This window comes from Actinoplanes sp. NPDC051475 (assembly GCF_040689425.1).
In the GTDB taxonomy this organism is placed as follows: Bacteria; Actinomycetota; Actinomycetes; order Mycobacteriales; family Micromonosporaceae; genus Actinoplanes.
Map to the genome: position 1 here is coordinate 325,953 of NZ_JBFAZZ010000001.1, position 18,675 is coordinate 344,627.

At 72.1% G+C, this 18,675-nt stretch carries 14 protein-coding genes; 8 read left to right on the forward strand and 6 right to left on the reverse strand.

What is annotated here, in order from left to right; translation table 11 throughout:
• Positions 1-2: 2 nt before the first annotated feature.
• Positions 3-1,763 (forward strand): DNRLRE domain-containing protein, encoded by a 1,761-nt coding sequence (locus AB0368_RS01490; RefSeq protein ID WP_366151778.1) that lies wholly within the window; start codon positions 3-5, stop codon positions 1,761-1,763.
• Positions 1,764-2,053: 290 nt separating this feature from the next.
• The gene (locus AB0368_RS01495) at positions 2,054-3,697 is read left to right on the forward strand and encodes a methyl-accepting chemotaxis protein (protein WP_366151779.1); all 1,644 of its coding nucleotides are present in this window, start codon (positions 2,054-2,056) and stop codon (positions 3,695-3,697) included.
• Positions 3,698-3,746: 49 nt separating this feature from the next.
• On the opposite strand, the gene AB0368_RS01500 is transcribed toward AB0368_RS01495, so the two are convergent.
• Together AB0368_RS01500 and AB0368_RS01505 are read right to left on the reverse strand one after the other, a co-directional pair.
• The gene (locus AB0368_RS01500) at positions 3,747-5,201 is read right to left on the reverse strand and encodes a vWA domain-containing protein (protein WP_366151780.1); all 1,455 of its coding nucleotides are present in this window, start codon (positions 5,199-5,201) and stop codon (positions 3,747-3,749) included.
• A gap of 186 nt (positions 5,202-5,387) precedes the next feature.
• The gene (locus AB0368_RS01505; protein ID WP_366151781.1) at positions 5,388-5,951 is read right to left on the reverse strand and encodes a helix-turn-helix domain-containing protein; all 564 of its coding nucleotides are present in this window, start codon (positions 5,949-5,951) and stop codon (positions 5,388-5,390) included.
• 76 nt (positions 5,952-6,027) lie between these two features.
• Here AB0368_RS01505 and AB0368_RS01510 point away from each other — a divergent pair, with 76 nt between their 5' ends.
• Positions 6,028-8,733 carry an EAL domain-containing protein gene (locus tag AB0368_RS01510; protein ID WP_366151782.1) on the forward strand — a complete coding sequence of 902 codons (2,706 nt, stop codon included), beginning with the start codon at positions 6,028-6,030 and terminating at the stop codon, positions 8,731-8,733.
• On the opposite strand, the gene AB0368_RS01515 is transcribed toward AB0368_RS01510, so the two are convergent.
• A complete protein-coding gene (locus AB0368_RS01515; RefSeq protein WP_366151783.1) occupies positions 8,658-9,872 on the reverse strand; it encodes a helix-turn-helix domain-containing protein in 1,215 nt (404 codons plus the stop codon). The genes AB0368_RS01510 and AB0368_RS01515 overlap by 76 nt on opposite strands.
• An 83-nt stretch (positions 9,873-9,955) precedes the next feature.
• On the opposite strand from AB0368_RS01515, the gene AB0368_RS01520 reads away from it, so the two are divergent.
• Positions 9,956-11,614 carry an FAD-binding dehydrogenase gene (locus AB0368_RS01520; RefSeq protein ID WP_366151784.1) on the forward strand — a complete coding sequence of 553 codons (1,659 nt, stop codon included), beginning with the start codon at positions 9,956-9,958 and terminating at the stop codon, positions 11,612-11,614.
• Positions 11,615-11,701: 87 nt separating this feature from the next.
• Here the strand turns inward: AB0368_RS01520 and AB0368_RS01525 are convergent, their stop codons facing one another.
• Entirely contained in the window at positions 11,702-12,730 is a 1,029-nt protein-coding gene (locus AB0368_RS01525; protein WP_366151785.1) for an alcohol dehydrogenase catalytic domain-containing protein, read from the reverse strand.
• Between the two features lie 109 nt (positions 12,731-12,839).
• Between AB0368_RS01525 and pgi the strand changes: the two genes are divergently transcribed.
• From pgi to AB0368_RS01545, 4 genes are all read left to right on the forward strand, one after another.
• Positions 12,840-14,471, forward strand: a complete 1,632-nt coding sequence (pgi, locus tag AB0368_RS01530) for a glucose-6-phosphate isomerase (protein WP_366151786.1) — start codon at positions 12,840-12,842, stop codon at positions 14,469-14,471.
• A gap of 52 nt (positions 14,472-14,523) precedes the next feature.
• A complete protein-coding gene (locus AB0368_RS01535; protein ID WP_366151787.1) occupies positions 14,524-15,618 on the forward strand; it encodes a winged helix DNA-binding domain-containing protein in 1,095 nt (364 codons plus the stop codon).
• A 194-nt stretch (positions 15,619-15,812) separates the two neighbouring features.
• Positions 15,813-16,739 (forward strand): SCO2521 family protein, encoded by a 927-nt coding sequence (locus AB0368_RS01540; protein ID WP_366151788.1) that lies wholly within the window; start codon positions 15,813-15,815, stop codon positions 16,737-16,739.
• Positions 16,739-17,575: a DUF6879 family protein gene (locus tag AB0368_RS01545; RefSeq protein WP_366151789.1), complete on the forward strand. Its 837-nt coding sequence runs from the start codon at positions 16,739-16,741 to the stop codon at positions 17,573-17,575. Before AB0368_RS01540 ends, AB0368_RS01545 begins: the two co-directional genes overlap by 1 nt.
• Here the strand turns inward: AB0368_RS01545 and AB0368_RS01550 are convergent.
• Positions 17,568-18,527 carry an SCO2522 family protein gene (locus AB0368_RS01550; protein ID WP_366151790.1) on the reverse strand — a complete coding sequence of 320 codons (960 nt, stop codon included), beginning with the start codon at positions 18,525-18,527 and terminating at the stop codon, positions 17,568-17,570. The genes AB0368_RS01545 and AB0368_RS01550 overlap by 8 nt on opposite strands.
• On the reverse strand, positions 18,524-18,673 hold the full coding sequence (locus AB0368_RS01555) for a hypothetical protein (protein ID WP_366151791.1): 150 nt from the start codon (positions 18,671-18,673) through the stop codon (positions 18,524-18,526). Before AB0368_RS01555 ends, AB0368_RS01550 begins: the two co-directional genes overlap by 4 nt.
• Positions 18,674-18,675: the final 2 nt, after the last annotated feature.

Sequence of the window (18,675 nt, forward strand, 5' to 3'; positions counted from 1 at the left end):
AAGTGCGTCGTTCGAAGCTGACGAAGTCCGTGACGGCCCTGGCCGCCCTGGCCGCCGGTGCCGGATCCGTGACGGCGGGCGCCGCTCCGGCCGCCGCCGCTCCGGCCGCCGCCGCTCCGGCCGGTGCCGCTCCGGCCGGCGTCGAGCTGAAGCTGGCCGCGACCGACGACGCGTACGTCTCGAGCGTCCGCAAGAACGCCGGCTTCGGCGCCGAGGACAAGCTCGCCGTCGGCCGCCTGCAAGGCGACGCCAAGACCGCGTTCCTGCGCTTCCAGGTGCCGGCCGGCGTCAAGGTCACCGCGGCCCGGCTGCGGCTGACCGCCGTCGGCGCCGTGGCCGGCCGGCTCACGCTCAGCAAGGTCGCCGGCACCGCCTGGTCGGAGCGCTCGCTCACCTCGGCCAACGCCCCCGCGCTCGGCGCCGCCGTCGGCTCGGCCACCCCGGCGCCCGATGCCGCCGAGGTGACCTTCAATCTGAGCAAGGCCGTCACCCGCCCCGGCGCGTACACCTTCGCGCTCCGGTCGTCCTCGACTACCGCCGTGACCCGGCTGCGCTCGGCGGAGAACTCCGGCGGCCCCGTGCTGATCGTCTCCACCGCCGCCGCCACCCCCGCGAAGCCGGCGCCCGCCACCCCGACCCAGCCCGCGCCCGCCATCCCCGCCCCGCCGGCGCCAACCACGCCCGCCCAGCCCGCGCCCACGACCCCGGCCGAGCCGGCGCCGACGACGCCGGCCCAGCCCGCGCCGACCACCGCCGCGCCGACCACCCCGCCGGCCACCCCGATCGAGGACGAGGACATGCCGCCGCCCGCCGCCCCCGCGAACGGCGACTGCGTGACCGGCGAGCTGCTTGTGCCGTCGTGTGGTGTGCTGTGGGGCGCCGCCGCGGGTGGTTTCACCGACGCGCCGCGTGACGCCGCGCTCAAGGACTGGGAGAAGCTCAGCGGCCGCACCGCGAACATCTTCCACACCTACCACAAGGGTGATGAGCCGTTCCCGACCACGTCGGAAATGGCCATGGCCCGCGACGCCGCCCACCCGCGGGTGCTGCTGATGAACTGGAAGATCGCCTACGGCTCCACCTGGGCCAAGGTCGCCAAGGGTGAGCAGGACGCCCGTATCGACCGCTTCGCCGCCCGCCTCAAGACCTCGTTCAACGAGAAGTTCTTCCTGGTCCTCAACCACGAGCCGGAGAACGACGTCATCGCCAAGCCCGGCTCCGGCTGGCAGGCCAAGGACTTCGCCGCGATGTACCGCCACACCGTGACCCGGCTGCGCGCCCAAGGCGTCACCAACGCGATCAACGTGATGGCCTACATGGGTAACGAGAAGTGGATGGCCCAGTCCTGGTGGGCCGACCTGTACCCCGGTGACGACGTCGTCGACTGGATGGGCCTGGACTCCTACGTCAGCGCCGAGAAGAACTACTACCACTACGGCATGTTCGCCGACCTGCTCGACCGTAAGGCCGCGAACGGTCCGACCTTCTACGACTGGGCCACCCGCCAGCACCCCACCAAGCCGCTGATGGTCGCCGAGTGGGGCGTCTACCACCGCGTCGGCAAGGTCACCGACAAGACCGACGGCTTCAACAGCGTCCTGCCCGAACTCGCCAAGCGCCCCAACATCAAGGCCATCGTCTACTTCGACACCGCCCACGACGACCAGGGCGACCGCGACATCAGCATCAACAGCACCAAGGCCAACCTCGCGGCGTTCCGCGCCCTGGCCGCGGACAAGATCTTCAACGTGAAGCTTTCCTGACCCTCTTCGGACTCACGAGCCGCCCGGCGGGCCTGCCGGGCGGCTCGTGCCGTTTCCGCGAGCGTTCCGGAAGCTCTCCTCGCTGTGCCGCGGCGGATGACGGGTTGCCCGTCTCGCCACGGAGGGGCCCGCTGACCGTTACCGTGGGTTTTGACTCAGTACCGCTTCACCACCGCTCGGCGCGGTGAACAAGTCATGAGCAGCCTTGGGTGTGGGGCGCGACGGGCATGGCGCGGCCATCACTCGACGATCTGGTGAACGTTCGGTGAACTACGTCAGGCTCACGGGCATTGCCGTCGAACGGTGGTGCAGCGGGGCGTTACGCCGCGTCTTTTCAGGTGGTCAGGGACGGAGTCGACGTGGGCGCTTTGCGCTGGGTGCGGGACCGTGGGGTCACGACGAAGATCCTTACAGTGGTCGCGGTGGCGGTCATGGGGATGGTCGTGACCGGGGTGTTGAGCCTGACGGGGCTGAGCAGCCTCCAGGGCACCCGTTCGGACGAGCTGCGCCGTGCCGTGCCGTACTTGACCAGCCTGAACAGTGCCGCGCTGGCGCTCAAGGCGGCCGCGAACGACGAGCGGGGCTTTCTCATCGCCGGGGAGACCAAGTTCCGCGACGAGGCGCTGGGCCGCAAGGCAACCGTGGACAAGAATCTGGCCGCGGCCCGGGCGTTGGCCATCCCGGCCGAGCAGGGCACCATCGACAAGATCAAAACGGCGACCGATGCGTGGTTCGCCGCGCTGAACACCGAGTTCACCACGTACGGCACCGACCGGCAGGCCGCGATCGACGTCTCGCTTGGGGCGAACAGGGACCTGCGTAAAAGCTACGAGACGCTGATCGGTGACGAGATCGCCCGCGCGGACAAGGTATTGATCGAAGGCAAGGACTTCGACGCCACCGTGCGCGAAATCCGCCTGGTGGTGCTGACGGCGTTCGTGATCGCGGTCGCGCCGGCGGTGGTTCTGGCGCTGGTGGTGGCCCGCATGATCGTCAACCCGCTGCGCAAGGTCTCGTCGGTGCTCGACGCGGTCGCCGACGGTGACCTCACCCACGACGCCGTCGTCGATCAGCGTGACGAGCTGGGTCAGATGGCCACCGCCCTGCGGCGGGCCTCCACGACGTTGCGTCAGACGGTCAGCGATCTGGCCGGGCACTCGACGGAGCTGGCCGGCGCGGCGACCTCGTTGACCGCGACCAGCCGGCAGAGCGCGTCCAGCGCCGAGGCTGGAGCGCGGCAGGCGGCCAGTGTGGCGCAGTCCGCGGCGGTGATGTCCTCGACGATCCAGACCGTGGCGGCCGGTGCGGAGGAGATGGGCGCCTCGATCCGGGAGATCAGCGAGAGCGCGACGCAGGGCGCCGGTGTGGCGTCACGGGCGGTGGCAGTCGCGGCGAACACCACCGACGTGATGGCCAAGCTGGGCGAGTCGTCGGCCGAGATCGGTAACGTGATCAAGGTGATCACGGCGATCGCGGAGCAGACGAACCTGCTGGCGCTCAACGCCACCATCGAGGCGGCCCGTGCGGGAGAGGCGGGCAAAGGTTTCGCCGTAGTCGCCTCGGAGGTCAAGGATCTGGCGCAGGAGACGGCCAAGGCGACCGAGGACATCGGCCGGCGGGTCGCGGCGATCCAGTCCGACACCACCGGCGCGGTCGCCGCGATCGGGGAGATCAGCGAGATCATCGCCCGGATCAGCGACTTCCAGACCACGATCGCCTCGGCGGTCGAGGAGCAGACCGTCACCACCAACGAGATGAGCCGTAACGTCACCGAGGCCGCCGCGGCGGGCGGGGAGGTCGCCTCCACCATCACCGACGTCGCCGCATCCGTGCGGCTGACCACCGTCGGCGTCGGCGAGGCCGACCAGGCCGCCGCGCGACTCGCGCAGATGTCCACCGACCTCAACCGCATCGTCGACCGCTTCCGGCTCTAGGCCGACCACCCGGTGGTGGGCCGGGCCCACCACCGGGGATGTGAACCGGTCAGCTACCGAACGAGTTCACGACGACCGAGGTCGTGTCGACCGCCGGGCCGTGGCCCTGGTCGTGCGGCACGCCGACGTACACCGTGCCGGAGCAGCTGCCGCCCTTGCCGTCGCTGACGGTGAAGGAGACCCGGTAGACCCGGCCGTCACCGTTGCCGCTGCGCTCGGAGCGGAGCTTGACCTGATCCGGCGAGCCGGTCACCCGGGCGGCGTCGGGCGCGGTGTCGCCGTCGCCCGTACCGTCCAGAGCCTCGTCCTGGGTCACCGTGGTGATCGTCAGGGTCGTGGGGTCGCCGTCGGGGTCGGTGGCGCCGGACAGCCGGACCGTGACGAACTTGTGGTTCGGGGGCCACAGTTCACCGGGATCGGCCGTGACCCGGGTGCACACCGGCGGGTGGTTGATGATCGGATTGACCGTGTTCTCCTCGACGAACGCGGGTCCGCCGGACTGTCCGTTGAGGAGGAAAGTGACGGTGCACTTCAGCGGGGTCTCGCTGGTCACGCCCGCGCCGAGGGTGAGCGTCTCCACGAAGGTCACCGTGCTGCCGCTGGTCACCGTCCTGCTGGGAGCGTCGAATGTGGCCGTCAGGCCGGGCTGGCAGGTGGCCACCGGGGTGACGGTCACCGGCAGGCTGGTCAGGCCGGCGAGGATGGCGTCGGAGACATCGGACGGCGGGACGTCGGTGAACGACCTGCCCTGGGTGGCGGCGGCGATGCGGTTGGCCTGCCCGGCCGCGCCGCCCGGGTTGCCGCAGACGCCGTAGTCGGTGGCGCCCGCGGTCGGATCGCCGTTGAGGCCGTTGGGGACCCCGGTCGTGGTGGAGACCGCAATTACCTTGATCTTGGCAGCGACCAGCTCGGCCGTCACGGAGGCCTCGGTGACGGTGGGCTCGCCGGAGATCGCCGAGCAGACCGGGTCGTGGCCGGGCGCGTCGCCGAACCAGACGACGATCCGGCTCGACGTACTGCGGAAGCCGGCCGCCGTCACGAGCTTGTGCAGGGCGAACAGATTGGCCTCGGGGGCGTCGTTCCCGCCGGTCGCCGACCAGGCGCCGATAGCGGCCTGAGCGGCCGCACCGTTGTCGTCGGCCGCCGGGATGGAGGCGTCGTTGCGGTACGCGAACGCGCTGCTGGGAAAGTCCTTGTACTGCCCGGCACCGTAGCGCGGGTCGGTGGCGCCCGCGTCGACGGTCGTGAGGATGGCCCCGGCGTTGGCTTTCACGTCGGCGAGCACCGGCGTCATGCTTCCGGTGGTGTCGGCGAGGAAGTAGACGTCGGGCCGGGGCAGGATGCGCGGCGTCGTGACGGTCTTGGTGACGGTGTGGTGTTCACCGGGCTTGAGCGACACCGTGACGGTCGGCGGGGTCACGCCGTCCGCGGCCAGGGCGGGCGCGGCCGGTATGAGCAGGGCGGTGGCCAGCGCGCAGCCGGATAGTGCTCTAGCAGTCGACACGATGATCCCTTCGCGTGCATGGGATGGTGTGCGACCGGTACCGGAGTCGACATCGCGTTGCGTCCAACACGACCGTGAGTGACGCTACTCCCGGCCGACGGCGAACAAGTCGGCCGAACGGTCCGACCGCGGACCGATCGATCCGGTTACCGTCGAGATCGGACTGCCCGGACCTGTCCGGGACCGTCAGCGCCGGTTCTGCAGCCCGTCCATCAGCAGGTCGAGCAGGCGCCCGGCCTGGTCCCGCCGATCCGGCTCGCCCGCGGCCAGCGTGACCCCGCTGAGGCCGGTCAGCACGTCCAGCACCGGGACGTCGTCGCGCAGCGTGCCCGCGCGTACGCCGGCCTCCAGCAGGGGCGTCAGGGCGGTCACGAGCAGGTCTCGGCTGTGGGCGTACGGGTCGCCGCCGGAGGCGATGACCATGCGCAGCGCGTCGGCCATGCCGCGCTTGGTGGTCATGTAGTCGACGAAGCGGTCCATCCAGGCGCGCAGCGCCGCGACCGGTTCATGGGTACGCAGCAGCCGCGGCGCCCAGGCGCAGAGCCGGTCGAGCTCGTTGCGGTACGCCGCCTCCACGAGCGCCTCCCGGGTGGGGAAGTGCCGGTAGAGGGTGCCGATCCCGACGCCGGCTGTACGGGCGATGGTCTCGAGCGGCACGTCCGCCCCGTCGGTGGAGAACGCCCGCACCGCCACCTCGAGCAGCCGGTCGCGATTGCGCCGGGCGTCGGCGCGCAGCGGTCGGGTGCTCATCGGCGCCGTTCCTCCTTGTCGTGGACCCGCGGGCCGGATTCTCTCAAGTGCGCCGCCGGACGCCCGATTTCAGGGCGTGCCAGAAAGGCTAGACGGACCGGCGTACGGCCGGCGAGCATTCACCGTGCTCGTCGCCGCCCTCGTCGCCGGGTTTGTGGCCTGCATGCTCACCGGCTGGGGCGGCGCGTCCGTGACCCGGGCCGTCTCGGGTGGTGGCACCGTCGCGATCACGGTCGCCGCCGGGATCGCCTGCCTGGCCCGCGCCCGCGCCTGCCGCGGCCGTGACCGTACGGTATGGGCGCTCTTCACGGCCGGCGCCTTCGTCTACGCCTGCGGCGAGGCCGCCTGGGCCGGCATCGAGTCCATCGCCGGCCGGGAGGTCCCGTTCCCGAGCCTGCCCGACGCCGGCTACCTCGGCATGGTGCCCCTCGCCACCCTCGGTCTGCTGCTGGTGCCGATGCCCCGGCGGTCGGCGCCGCAGCGGCTCCGCGCCCTCGCCGACGCGGCGATGATCGCTTGCTCCCTGCTGCTGATCAGCTGGCTCCTCGTGCTCGACCCCCTGCTGGCCGAGGGCGGCACCGTGGTGAGCCGCGCGGTCGCCCTCGGGTATCCCGTCAGCGGCGTGCTCCTCGTCACCGCCGTGCTGCACGTGCTCGCGGTCCTGCGTCGCGACGATCCGCACGCCGGAGCGCTGACGCTCGTCGCCGTCGCCATGGTGGTGCTCGGCGTCTCCGACAGCGCGTACGCGTTCCTCTCCCTGCACGACTCGTACAGTTCCGGTGGGTTGCTGGACGCCGGCTGGTTCGTCGCGTTCGCGCTCGTGCTGCTCGCGGCCCGGTACCCGGCGAAGCAGGCTGCCGTCGCCGACGGCCCCGCCGAGCCGCGAACGTTCGCCCTGCTCGTCCCGTACGCGCCGATCCTGCTCGCCGTCGTCTGCAGCGTCCTCTTCTCTGCGGTCACCGGCCGCACGGACGGCTTCCACGCGGGCTGCCGGGCCGTCCTGATCCTGCTGATCGTCGCCCGGCAGCTGCTCACCCTGCTGGAGAACCGGCACCTGACCCGCCATCTGGAGGACCGGGTGGCCGCGCGCACCGCCGAGCTGCAGGCCAGCGAGCTGCGGTTCCGGGCGCTGGTGCAGCAGAGCTCCGAGTCGGTCGCCGTCATCGAGGCCGACTCGACCGTCCGCTACCAGAGCGATTCCATCGAGCGCATCTTCGGCTGGCCCGCCGGCCTGCTGCTCGGCCGCCGGCTGGTGGAGATCGCCGGGCGGCGGTCCGGGTCGCGCATCGCCGCCGCCATCGAGGCAGTCGTGGCGGGTCCGGAGACCGTCACGGTCCTCGAGGTGCCGATGCGCCACCAGGACGGCCGGGTCCGGCTGGCCGAGATGACCATCACCAACCTGCTCGGCGTCCCCGCCGTGGGCGGCCTGGTGCTCAACACCCGGGACGTGCACGACGCCAAGGAGCTGCAGGAGCGGCTGGTGCACGAGGCGTACCACGACGCGCTCACCGGGCTGCCCAGCCGCGCGCTGTTCCGGGAGCGGCTGGTCGAAGCCGTCGCCCGGGCAGCGGGTACGGACGACGTCGCGATCCTGTTCCTCGACCTCGACGACTTCCAGGAGGTCAACGACAGCCTCGGCCACGCGGCCGGCGACCTGCTGCTGTGCCAGGTCGCCGAGCGGCTGTCGGCGGCGGTCCGCGAGGGCGACACGGTGGCACGTTTCGGCGGCGACGAGTTCGGCGTGATCGTCGAGTCCGTCGCCGCCCGCGCCGACGCCGAGTCGGTCGCCGGGCGCATCGCCGCCGCGCTCGAGGCGCCGTTCCTCGTCGGCGAGCGGGAGTTGCCCGTCGCGGCGAGCATCGGCCTGGCGTGCGCGGCCGACGCCGAGGACGTGGAGCAGCTGCAGCGCAACGCCGACCTGGCCATGTACAGGGCGAAGTCCGGCGGCGGGAACGGCATGGCCGCGTACGACCCGGCCATGCTGTCCGGCCTGGTCCAGCGCCTGGAGCTGGAGGCGGATCTGCGCGCCGCGCTGGCCCGTGACGAGCTCGTGCTGCACTACCAGCCCACCGTCGACCTGCGGACCGGCGAGATCACCGGCTTCGAGGCGCTGGTCCGCTGGCACCACCCGGTCCGGGGCATGATCCCGCCGCTCGAGTTCATCGGCGCCGCCGAGGCGACCGGGCTCATCGTGCCGCTGGGCCGCTGGGTCCTGCGCGAGGCGTGCCGCCAAGCCGTCGCCTGGGGGGCGGGAACGACCCGGGAGCTCAAGATGGCGGTCAACGTCTCGGTCCGGCAGTTCGAGCACGGCGACCTCGCGGCGACCGTGGGCGAGGTCGTCGCCGAGACCGGCATGCCGGTCGGTCAGCTGTGCCTCGAGATGACCGAGAGCGTGCTGCTCACCGACACCGACGAGAACCTCGCCCAGCTGCGCCGCCTGAAGGACCTCGGGGTCACCCTGGCCATGGACGACTTCGGTACGGGGTACTCGTCGCTGGCGTACCTGCGCCGCTTCCCGATGGACACGCTCAAGATCGACCGCTCGTTCGTCGAGCGGCTCGGCGGCGACAGCGAGGACGAGGCGCTGGTACGGACGATCGTGCGGCTCGGGCAGAGCCTCGGCATGACCACGGTCGCCGAGGGCATCGAGGACGCCGCACAACTCTCGATACTGCAGGACCTGCGGTGCGACTACGCCCAGGGGTTCTATCTGTCGCGTCCGCTGCCGGCGGACGAGGCCGGCCGCGTCCTGCTGGAAGGGTTCTCGGCGAAGGTGAACTGACCGGCCGCGAGCCGGTGCCGGAGCGCGAGCTCCAGCCGCAGCCGGGCGTCCGGGTCGTCCAGGGCCGCGCCGAACACCTCGCGGATCTTGCGCATCCGGTAGCGGACCGTCTGCGGGTGCGCGTGCAGCGCCGCCGCTGCCGCGACGACCTGCCCCTGCTCCCGGAGCCAGGCGTGCAGCGTCGCCAGCTCCGGTTCCCGCAGCCCCGCCGCCCCGGCGAGCTCCCGCGCCGCGAAGCGGTCCATCAGGCCCGGCTCCCAGCCGGTCAGCAGTTCGAGCAGGACGTCGTCGCAGTGCACCAGCCCGTCGCCGGGCAGCAGCCGCAGCGCCCGCCGGGACAGCCGGTACGACACCCGCGCCGACGCCAGGGGCACCGCCGGGCCCAGAGCCGCACGCCGCCCGGCCAGGACCGCCGTCACGTGGGCGAGCCGCCCGGGCGTCGCGGGCGAGGGCACGACCATGCGGGTGGCGTCGTCGATGACGGTGGCGATCGTGCCGTTGCCCGCTATCCGCGCCAGGCGCTCGCCGTCCGTACTGTCGATGCTCACCACCGCGACGGTCGCCGGCAGTGGCCAGCGCGCGGCGTCCGCGGCCCCCTGCAGCGTCGCCTCGCCCGGCGGGTCCGGCTGCACCAGCAGGGTGATGAGCCGGCGGCGCACGGTGTCCCAGTCGCGGGCGTTCGCCTCCTGCTCGTGGAGATAACCCTCGGCGGCCGCCCCGGCCAGCGTGTCGAGGAACCCGAACAGCGCGGAGGCGAGCACGTAGAGGGCGTCCGGCGGCAGGTCCTGGGCGACGAGGAAGGCCCACAGGTCCCGGCCGCCGACCGTGAGCACCGCGCGCAGCGCGTCCACCCGGTGACCCTCGCGGAACTCCGTACGCCCCAGCTCGGCGAAGACCGCCCGGCTGGCCGCGAGGTCGTGGGCGGGCGATGCCACGGCCTCGACGAAGGCGTCGACCGCGGTCTCGACCCCGAGGGTCAGCCCCCGGCCCTGCCCACCGGTGAGCGAACGGCCCTGCGCGCTCATCACCGAGCGCACAGTGCCGAGCACGCGGTCCCGGAGCACGGGTCGCAGCGCCCGTAACCGCTCACCCACGGCGGTGGGCAGCTCGGCGACGCGCGGCTCGATCTCGGCGAACATTTGTCACCTCGGTGATAAAGCGGCCTCGAATCTGTGCGCCGCGGAAGCATCATTTTGGCAGCAAGGTTCCTACCGTGGGGAGCATGGATGCGGATGTGATCGTGATCGGCGCCGGCCTGGCCGGGCTCGTCGCCACCGCCGAGCTGGCGGACGCCGGACGCCGTGTGCTGCTGCTGGACCAGGAACCCGAGCAGAGCCTCGGCGGCCAGGCGTTCTGGTCGTTCGGCGGCCTCTTCATGGTCGGCACGCCCGAGCAGCGGCGCATGGGCGTCCGCGACTCGGAGGAGCTCGCCTGGCAGGACTGGCAGGGCAGCGCCGCCTTCGACCGGCCGGAGGACGACTGGCCGCGGCGTTGGGCGCGGGCGTACGTCCACTTCGCCGCCGGTGAGAAGCGGTCCTGGCTGCGCGCCATGGGCCACCGCTCGTTCCCGGTGGTGGGCTGGGCGGAGCGCGGCGGCGGCGCCGCCGACGGCCACGGCAACTCGGTGCCGCGGTTCCACATCACCTGGGGCACCGGGCCGGGGGTGGTCGAGCCCTTCGAGCGACGAGTACGCGCCGCCGCCGCCCGCGGCCTGGTCACGTTCGGCTTCCGGCACCGCGTCGACGCCCTGGTCACCACCGCAGGGGCGGTCACCGGCGTACGCGGGCACATCCTGGAGCCGAGCTCCGTCGCCCGCGGCGTCTCCAGCTCCCGGACCGAGATCGCCGATTTCGTGTACGCCGCCCAGGCGGTGATCGTCACCTCGGGCGGCATCGGCGGCGACCACGACCTCGTCCGCAAAGCCTGGCCGGCGCGGCTCGGCACCCCGCCGCACCGGATGGTCTCCGGCGTGCCGGCCCACGTCGACGGCCGGATGCTGGCTATCACCGAGGCCGCCGGCGGGCAGATCATCAACCCCGACCGGATGTGGCACTACACCGAGGGCCTGCAGAACTGGGACCCGATCTGGCCGGGCCACGGCATCCGCATCCTGCCCGGTCCGTCGTCGCTGTGGCTGGACGCGACCGGTCAGCGCCTGCCCGCACCGCTGTACCCGGGCTTCGACACCCTCGGCACGCTGAAGCACCTGCGGGCGACCGGCCACGACCACAGCTGGTTCATCCTCACCCAGAAGATCATCGAGAAGGAGTTCGCCCTTTCCGGCTCGGAACAGAACCCCGACCTGACCGGCCGAAGCGTGCGCCAGGTGCTCGGCCGCGTCCGCCCCGGCGCCCCGGCACCGGTCGAGGCCTTCAAACGGCACGGCGAGGACTTCGTCGTCGCCCCCGACCTGCCCGCCCTGGTCGAGGGCATGAACAAGCTGGCGGCGACGACCGGCGGCCCGCAGCTCGACCTCGAGGCCGTACGCCGTACCGTCGAAGCCCGCGACCGCGAGATCGAGAACCCGTTCGCGAAGGACGCCCAGATCACCGCCATCCACGGCGCCCGCCGCTACCGTGGCGACCGCCTCGTCCGGGTCGCCACCCCGCACCGCCTGCTCGACCCGGCAGCGGGCCCGCTGATCGCGGTCCGCCTGCACATCCTCACCCGCAAATCCCTCGGCGGTCTGCACACGGACCTCGACGCCAGGGTCCTGCGCGCGGACGGCAGCCCGCTGCCGGGCGTGTACGCGGCGGGCGAGGCGGCGGGCTTCGGAGGCGGCGGCATGCACGGCTACAACTCGTTGGAGGGCACGTTCCTCGGCGGGTGCCTCTTCAGCGGGCGCACCGCGGGCCGCTCTGCCGCGGCCGCCCTCGGCTAGGCTCGGCGGCCATGCTCCCGGACTCCACGTTCGTCTGCGGCACCTGCTCGGAGCCGCATCCCGGACCGCCCATTCGCCCGATGCTTCTCAAGAGGGGAACCGTCCGGAAAAGATCGGGACCGGGTCGATGTGGACCTTCGGGGCGGTGCCCCATGCCGGCGGGCGCTTGCCCGCCAGCACCGCATCGGCGTCGTCGAGGCCGACGGTGGCCGCCACCAGCGGGCGCGGGTCGACGGCTCCGGAGGCGTACAGGTCCACGGTGCCCGTCAGCGCCCCCGAGCCGCTGAGCACCCCCACCGCGGTCACGTCCTTGAGTACCAGCTCCCGCGTGTCCAGCATGCTGGCCTGCGCGGCAAGGCCGATGAACACCACCCGCCCACCGGGCTCCACGAGCTGCACCGCCCGCGCCGGGATCCCGGCGCCGGTGGAGGCGTCGACCACGGCGTCCCAGCGCACGTCCGGCAGGTCCTCGGCGGTCCACGCGTGCTCGATCCCGATCTCGCGGGCGAAGTCCGTGGTCTCGCCGAGCACGTGCACCTCGGCGCCCTGGGCGGCGGCGATCAGGGCGGTCAGCAAGCCGATCGTCCCCGGCCCCGCGACCAGGACGCGCTCGCCGGGGGACAGCGCCGCCGCGCGTACGGCCCGCAGCGCGTTGGCGCCCGGCTCCACGAGCGCACCCAGCGTCGGATCCATCGCGTCCGGCAACGGCACGAGCGCTTTGACGGGTACGGGCAACCGCTCCGCCAGCGCCCCCGGCCAGCCGTTGCGGATGCCGATCTCGTACCTGTCGGCGCACAGATGCTGGCGCCGGCCGCGGCACCGCCGGCAGTGGCCGCAGCCGAGCATGGTGTCGCCGGTGACCCGCCGCCCCAGCCATCCGCGGTCGACACCCGGCCCGGTGGCGGTCACCGTGCCGCACCACTCGTGCCCGATCCGCACCGGGTACGCCGCCTGCCCGGTGTGCAGGTACGTCATGTGCCCCGAGTAGAACTCGGCGTCGGTGCCGCACACCCCGGCCCGCTCGACGGTCACGATCACCTCGCCCCGCCCGGCGACCGGCTCTGCCACCTGCTGGACCCCGGCCGCGCCGGGCCCCGTGACGACGAATGCGCGCATAGGTCCATCCTCCCTGTGACCGGTTTCGCGCCCGGCGATTCACGGCGGGTCGCGGCGATCCGTGCCACGATGACACCGATAGTTCGGTTCAGGCGGGAGTCAAGAGCAGATGAGCGAACACGTTTCCGACAGCGCCGAATGGCAGGCTGTGCAGGGCCACGCCGAGAAGTTCGCGAGCGTGCACCTGCGTGAGCTGTTCGACAGCGACCCGCGGCGCGGTGAGCGGCTCACCGCCCAGGTCGCGGACCTGTACGTCGACTACAGCAAGAACCTGGTGACCGACGAGGTCGTCGCCGCGCTCGTCGCGCTCGCCGAACGGGCGAAGTTGCGGGAACGCACCGCGGCGATGTTCGCCGGCGAGCACATCAACCTCACCGAGGACCGGGCCGTCCTGCACACCGCCCTGCGGCTGCCGCGCGACGCCTCTCTCGTCGTCGACGGCCAGGACGTGGTCCGGGACGTGCACCAGGTCCTCGACCGGATGGGCGCGTTCACCGACAAGGTCCGCTCCGGCGAGTGGAAGGGCGCGACGGGCGAGCGCATCCGCACGGTCGTCAACATCGGCATCGGCGGCTCGGACCTCGGCCCGGTGATGGCGTACGAGGCGCTCAAGGCGTACGCGGATCCGGCGATCGAATGCCGTTTCGTCTCGAACATCGACCCGACCGATCTGCACGAGAAGACGCGTGACCTCGACCCGGCCAGCACGCTGTTCGTCGTCGTGTCCAAGACCTTCGGCACGCAGGAGACGCTGACCAACGCGACCGAGGCCCGCAACTGGCTGCTGGCCGGGCTGGGCGGCGACCAGGCGGCGGTGGCCAAGCACTTCGTCGCGGTGAGCACCAACGCGCAACGGGTCGCCGACTTCGGCATCGACACCGAGAACATGTTCGGTTTCTGGGACTGGGTCGGCGGGCGCTACTCGCTGCCGTCCGCGGTCGGCCTGTCGGTCATGATCGCCATCGGCAAGGAGCAGTTCGGCGAGATGCTGGCTGGCTACCACGCCGTCGACCAGCACTTCCTCACCACGCCGCTGGAGCGCAACGTGCCGGCGCTGCTGGGCTTGCTCAACGTCTGGTACGACACGTTCCTCGGTGCCCAGTCGCATGCGGTGCTGCCGTACTCGCAGTATCTGCACCGGTTCGCGGCGTACCTGCAGCAGCTGACCATGGAGAGCAACGGCAAGCACGTGCGCCTCGACGGCTCCACGGTCGGCTACCAGACCGGCGAGGTCTTCTGGGGCGAGCCCGGCACCAACGGCCAGCACGCCTTCTACCAGCTGATCCACCAGGGCACGAAGCTGATCCCGGCGGACTTCATCGGCTTCAGCGTGCCCAACCACGACACCGGCTCGATGCATGACCTGTTCATGAGCAACTTCTTCGCCCAGACCGGCGCGCTGGCCTTCGGGCGTACGGCGGAGCAGATCGAGGCGGAGGGCGTCGCGGCGGAGATCGTGCCGCACAAGGTGATGCCCGGCAACCACCCGACGACGACGATCCTGGCGGAGAAGCTGACCCCGTCGACGTTCGGCCAGCTCGTCGCCCTGTACGAGCACATCACGTTCACCCAGGGCACGATCTGGGAGATCAACTCCTTCGACCAGTGGGGCGTCGAGCTCGGCAAGGTCATGGCCAGCCAGCTCGCCCCGCTGCTGACCGAGGAGGCGGCCCCGGAGGCTGCGAACGACTCGTCCACCGACACCCTGATCGCCCGCTACCGCGCCCAGCGCGGCCGCTGATCATTCGTAGGGCGGCCCTTTTCTGTCAGAGGGTCGCCCTACGCTGCTCCTCGTGGACCTGACGACCGAAGAAGCCCTCGCCGTACGCATGCGCAGCCTGCTGCTCACCCCGGAGAAACGGTGCGGCAGCGTCGCCGAGATCGTGGAGTGGTTCGGCGCGATGCAGGCCCAGGACATGGCCAGCGGCCTGTGGTCGCTCGGAGTGCGCCTGCCCGGCTCGGCCGTCGGCGACGTCGAGGCGGCCCTGGAGCGCCGCGAGGCGATCCGCACCTGGCCGATGCGCGGCACCGTGCACCTGGTCCCGCCCGCCGACGCCCACTGGATGCTCGAACTGATGGGGGTCCGGGCCCTCGCCGGCGCCGCGAAACGCCGCGAGACGATCGGCCTGTCCGAGCAGACGGCGGACCGCGGGGTCGAGGTCCTGGCCGAGGCCCTCGCCGGCGGCAAGCGCCTGACCCGGGCCGGGTGCCTGGCCGCGCTCGCTGCCGGGGGAGTCGAGCTCAGCGGGCAGATGGGCTACCACCTGCTCTGGTACGCGAGCCAGCGCGGCGTCACCTGCATCGCCCCGCACATCGGCAAGGAGCAGACGTTCGTGCTGCTCGACGAGTGGGTGCCGGACCCGCGCCGCCCGTCCCGCGAGGAGGCGCTGGGACTCATCGCGCTGCGCTACTTCCGCAGCCACGGCCCGGCCACCAGGCAGGACTTCGCCCGCTGGACCGGCCTCACCATGACCGACACCAAGGTCGCGGTCGCGGCGGCCGGCGGTGCGCTGACCACGGTCGGCGTCGACGGCACCGAGATGCTGGTGGACCCGGCGGTGCTGGACCCGGCCCCCACCACCCTCGACGACTGGGCGGCGCTGCCGGGCTTCGACGAGTACATGCTGGGCTACAAGGACCGCGCGATGATGGTGGACAAGGAGCACCTCGACGCGATCGTGCCCGGCGGGAACGGCGTCTTCCAGTCCACTGTGGTCGCCTCCGGCCGCACGGTGGCGACGTGGAAGCGCACCCTCGGCAAGTCGGCCGTCACCGTGGACGTGTTCCCGCTGACGCCGCTGGCCCGGGCCGTCCGGGGCCGCGCGGAGGCGGCGCTGGAGCCGTTCGCCGCATTCGTCGGACTGCCGCTCAAGGTGCGCTGGGCCTAGATGACGGGGTCCGCGGGTCACTGCGGAAAAATGCGCCGTTGCCATCCCTCCGGGCGATGCGATCCAATCGAACGGCCGGCGGCATGCGCGGCTCATGCCGCGCCGCCGGGGAGCCACGCTCACCGCCGACCCTTGCGGCTGGGGCGCCGTCCCCGGCGCGCCCAGGGGACGGGGGATTCAGGGACGGGGGACTCATGCTGATCGTCGGCGAGGTGCACACCGGGCTGTTGCGCGGCCGGGACCCGGCCACCCTCGAAGAAGCCCGGAGGATGGCCGAGCTCGTCGCCGGTGAGGCGGTGCTCGTCTCCCAGCGCCCCATCGAGTACGTCCGATCGCCGGCGGCCCCGGTCGGTGTCGACTGTGAGCTCGTCGCCCCGGGCACGGGCCGCCGGCTCCGTGGGGTCGGCACAGTGCTCGGGCGATCGGCCATCACCGGCGGGCACGTGGTGCAAGGATCCGCCTGTACGACGCTCGTCCCCGGCAGTGGGAGCGCACGACGGCCCTGGTCGTACTACCTCACCTGCCCGGGCGTCATCGAGACCCTCGGCCGGCCCCGGTGGCCGGAGGTGGCCGACGCCCTTGCCGCGCCGGGTGCTGCTCCCGGCACCCTCGATCTGGGCGGCATCGCGGGCCGGGCGGTCGACAGTGTCCAGCGTTCCCGCCGTCAGGGTCGTTCCCGGCTGCCCAGCGCCCGTACCCGGCTGCGATGGGTCGCCACGCCGGGCGCCGGCCCGGTGGGTGTGCGGTTCGGCCTGTGCCGTGACGACGTGCGGCTGCTGCGGCTCTCCATTCCTGAGGCTTCCGCCGAGACCGTCGCGGCGGTGTGCGAGGACGTGGCGTTGCACGACTGGCTGCTCACCACGCTGATCGAGATCGTCCGCAAGGCAGCGATCGGCACCCTGGACCGTGCGGAGGCGCTGAGCCGGTTGCACCCGGCCGTCGACTACCTGCTGCACGTGTGGATGCCCGATGCACGCGGTGCGGACCTCGCCGGCGAGGTGTGGGCGCTTCTGGAGAGGCATCCCGGCTTCAGCCGGCAGTGGTCCACGTTGGTGAACCGCATCCGCGATCAGCTGTCGGTCGGTGCGGTGACGGCCCTGGCAGCGGCGAGCGCGCGGTGATGTCCGGGGCGGTACGGGCGGCCACCGACAGCTCCAGCGCGACCCGCAAGGCCCTGACCAAGAAGCGGCTCGCCACCGTGGAGGCGCTGGAGAGCGAGGGGATGGCCGACATGAAACGGCTGGTGGAGGACGCCTTCTCGCAGATCAACGAGGCGACCGAGCTGTTCGGGCTGATCGAGGCGTCGGCGCTGCAGACCGACCTGGTCACCCAGCTGGTCCGCAACTCGACCCAGATCTCGCCGAACTCGCCGCCGATCGTCTACCGGTTCGTCCAGGCGAAGATCAAGGAGACCTCGGACTTCCTGAAACAGCTGGCCGAGGGCGGCACGGTCACGTGCTACGGCGAGGACCGGGACTGGCTGCTCGGCCTGACCCGCAACGCCACCACCAGCATCGACGCGATCAGCCTGGCCGCCGTGGACCACGACCTGTGGCAGAGCGAGATCGGTCAGCGCTACCTCGACGCCCAGCGTCGCGCCACCCGCGACGGCCGGCGCGTACGCCGCATCTTCGTCCTGGACTCCGCCGACGTGGCCGACGACCCGGGGTTGCAGCGCGCCTGCTACGAGCAGCGCCGGATGCAGATCGAGGTGCGGCTGCTGGACCGGGGCGACGTGCCGCCCCCGCTCCAGGTGCAGGTCCGCGACCTCATAGTCTTCGACGACACCCTCGCGTACGAGACGACGCCGACCACGGTGGACCCCCGCCACGCGCAGACCTCGGAGACCCGGCTCGTGCTGACCGATTCGCGGGTCAAGGAGTGCGCTCAGCTCTTCCGGGAGCTCTGGGAGGTTGCCCGGGAACCCGACGAGCGGGACGTGCCGCCGCTCAGATGAAGGCGTAGCGGATCCGGTCGACGAACTCCTCCGGAAGGGTCAGCCCCTCGCCTTCGGCCCGCCGCCGGATCCCGTCGGTGATCGCCGGTGGGATCGCGACCTGGCCCAGGATGGTCCGGACCGCCAGCTCGATCGGCAGGAACCTGCTGCCGAGCACGGAGAACGTCCGGTACGCGCGGAACGGCGCGGCCTGCGGGCGCAGCTGCCCGACCGGCGGCAGGCCGTCCCACGTCGCCGGCAGGTCGTCGAGCGCCAGGGGGCGCGGCTCGGCGACCGGCTCGCCCAGGTGGCGCAGCAGGCCCAGGCGCTGGACCTGCCAGACCGCGGCGAGGAACGGGCAGGACCAGAGCCGGTCGTCGGCGGGTCCGCTCCAGAGCTCGATGTCCAGGAAGATGGAATGGTTCTGCACGGCGCTCTGGCGCGGCGGCTGCCACGGGCGCCGGCCGGCCATCGCGAAGTCGGGCTCCTGCTCCGGCGACCGCTCCCCGTTGGTGAGCCAGCCGGTCACCGACGGCGGGGGACGGGAGCCGTCGGTGCCCTCCCAGGGCTCGCTGACCAGGTGCTGCTCGACGAGCCGGGCCAGGTCGACGCCGTCGGCGAGGGCGCAGCCCGACTCCCGGGCCACGTAGTCGATCTCCAGGCCGGCCTCCGCCGCGGCCGCCACCAGCATGGTGATCACCTCGTCCGGGCTGCCGAACCGGGTGAAGTAGTCGTCGATCAGGAAGCACGTGCTGACCCGCGGCACTCGTCCCGCCGGCTCGTCGGCGGCGATCCGCCGTGCTGCGCCGGCCCAGGGGGCGACCCGGGCGAACTGCTCCCGCAACCGCTGCGGACCCGCCTTGAAGTCGTCCATATAGAGGTGGCCCAGCTCGATCGACAGGTGGGACAGGGCCACCGACCGCAGGACGGGCGCGGCGGTCTCCTCGGTGAAGACGCCGTCGGCGGCGGTCACAGCCCCACCCCCGCGTCCTCGTCGACGATGCGTCCGGCCGGTTCCGCGAGCGCTCCGGGGAGACCGAAGGTGGCGCCCGCCGCCGGACTGCCGAAGTCGAAGCCGAGGTGGCGGCAGTCCTCGTCCGAGATAGCGAAGAGCAGCATGG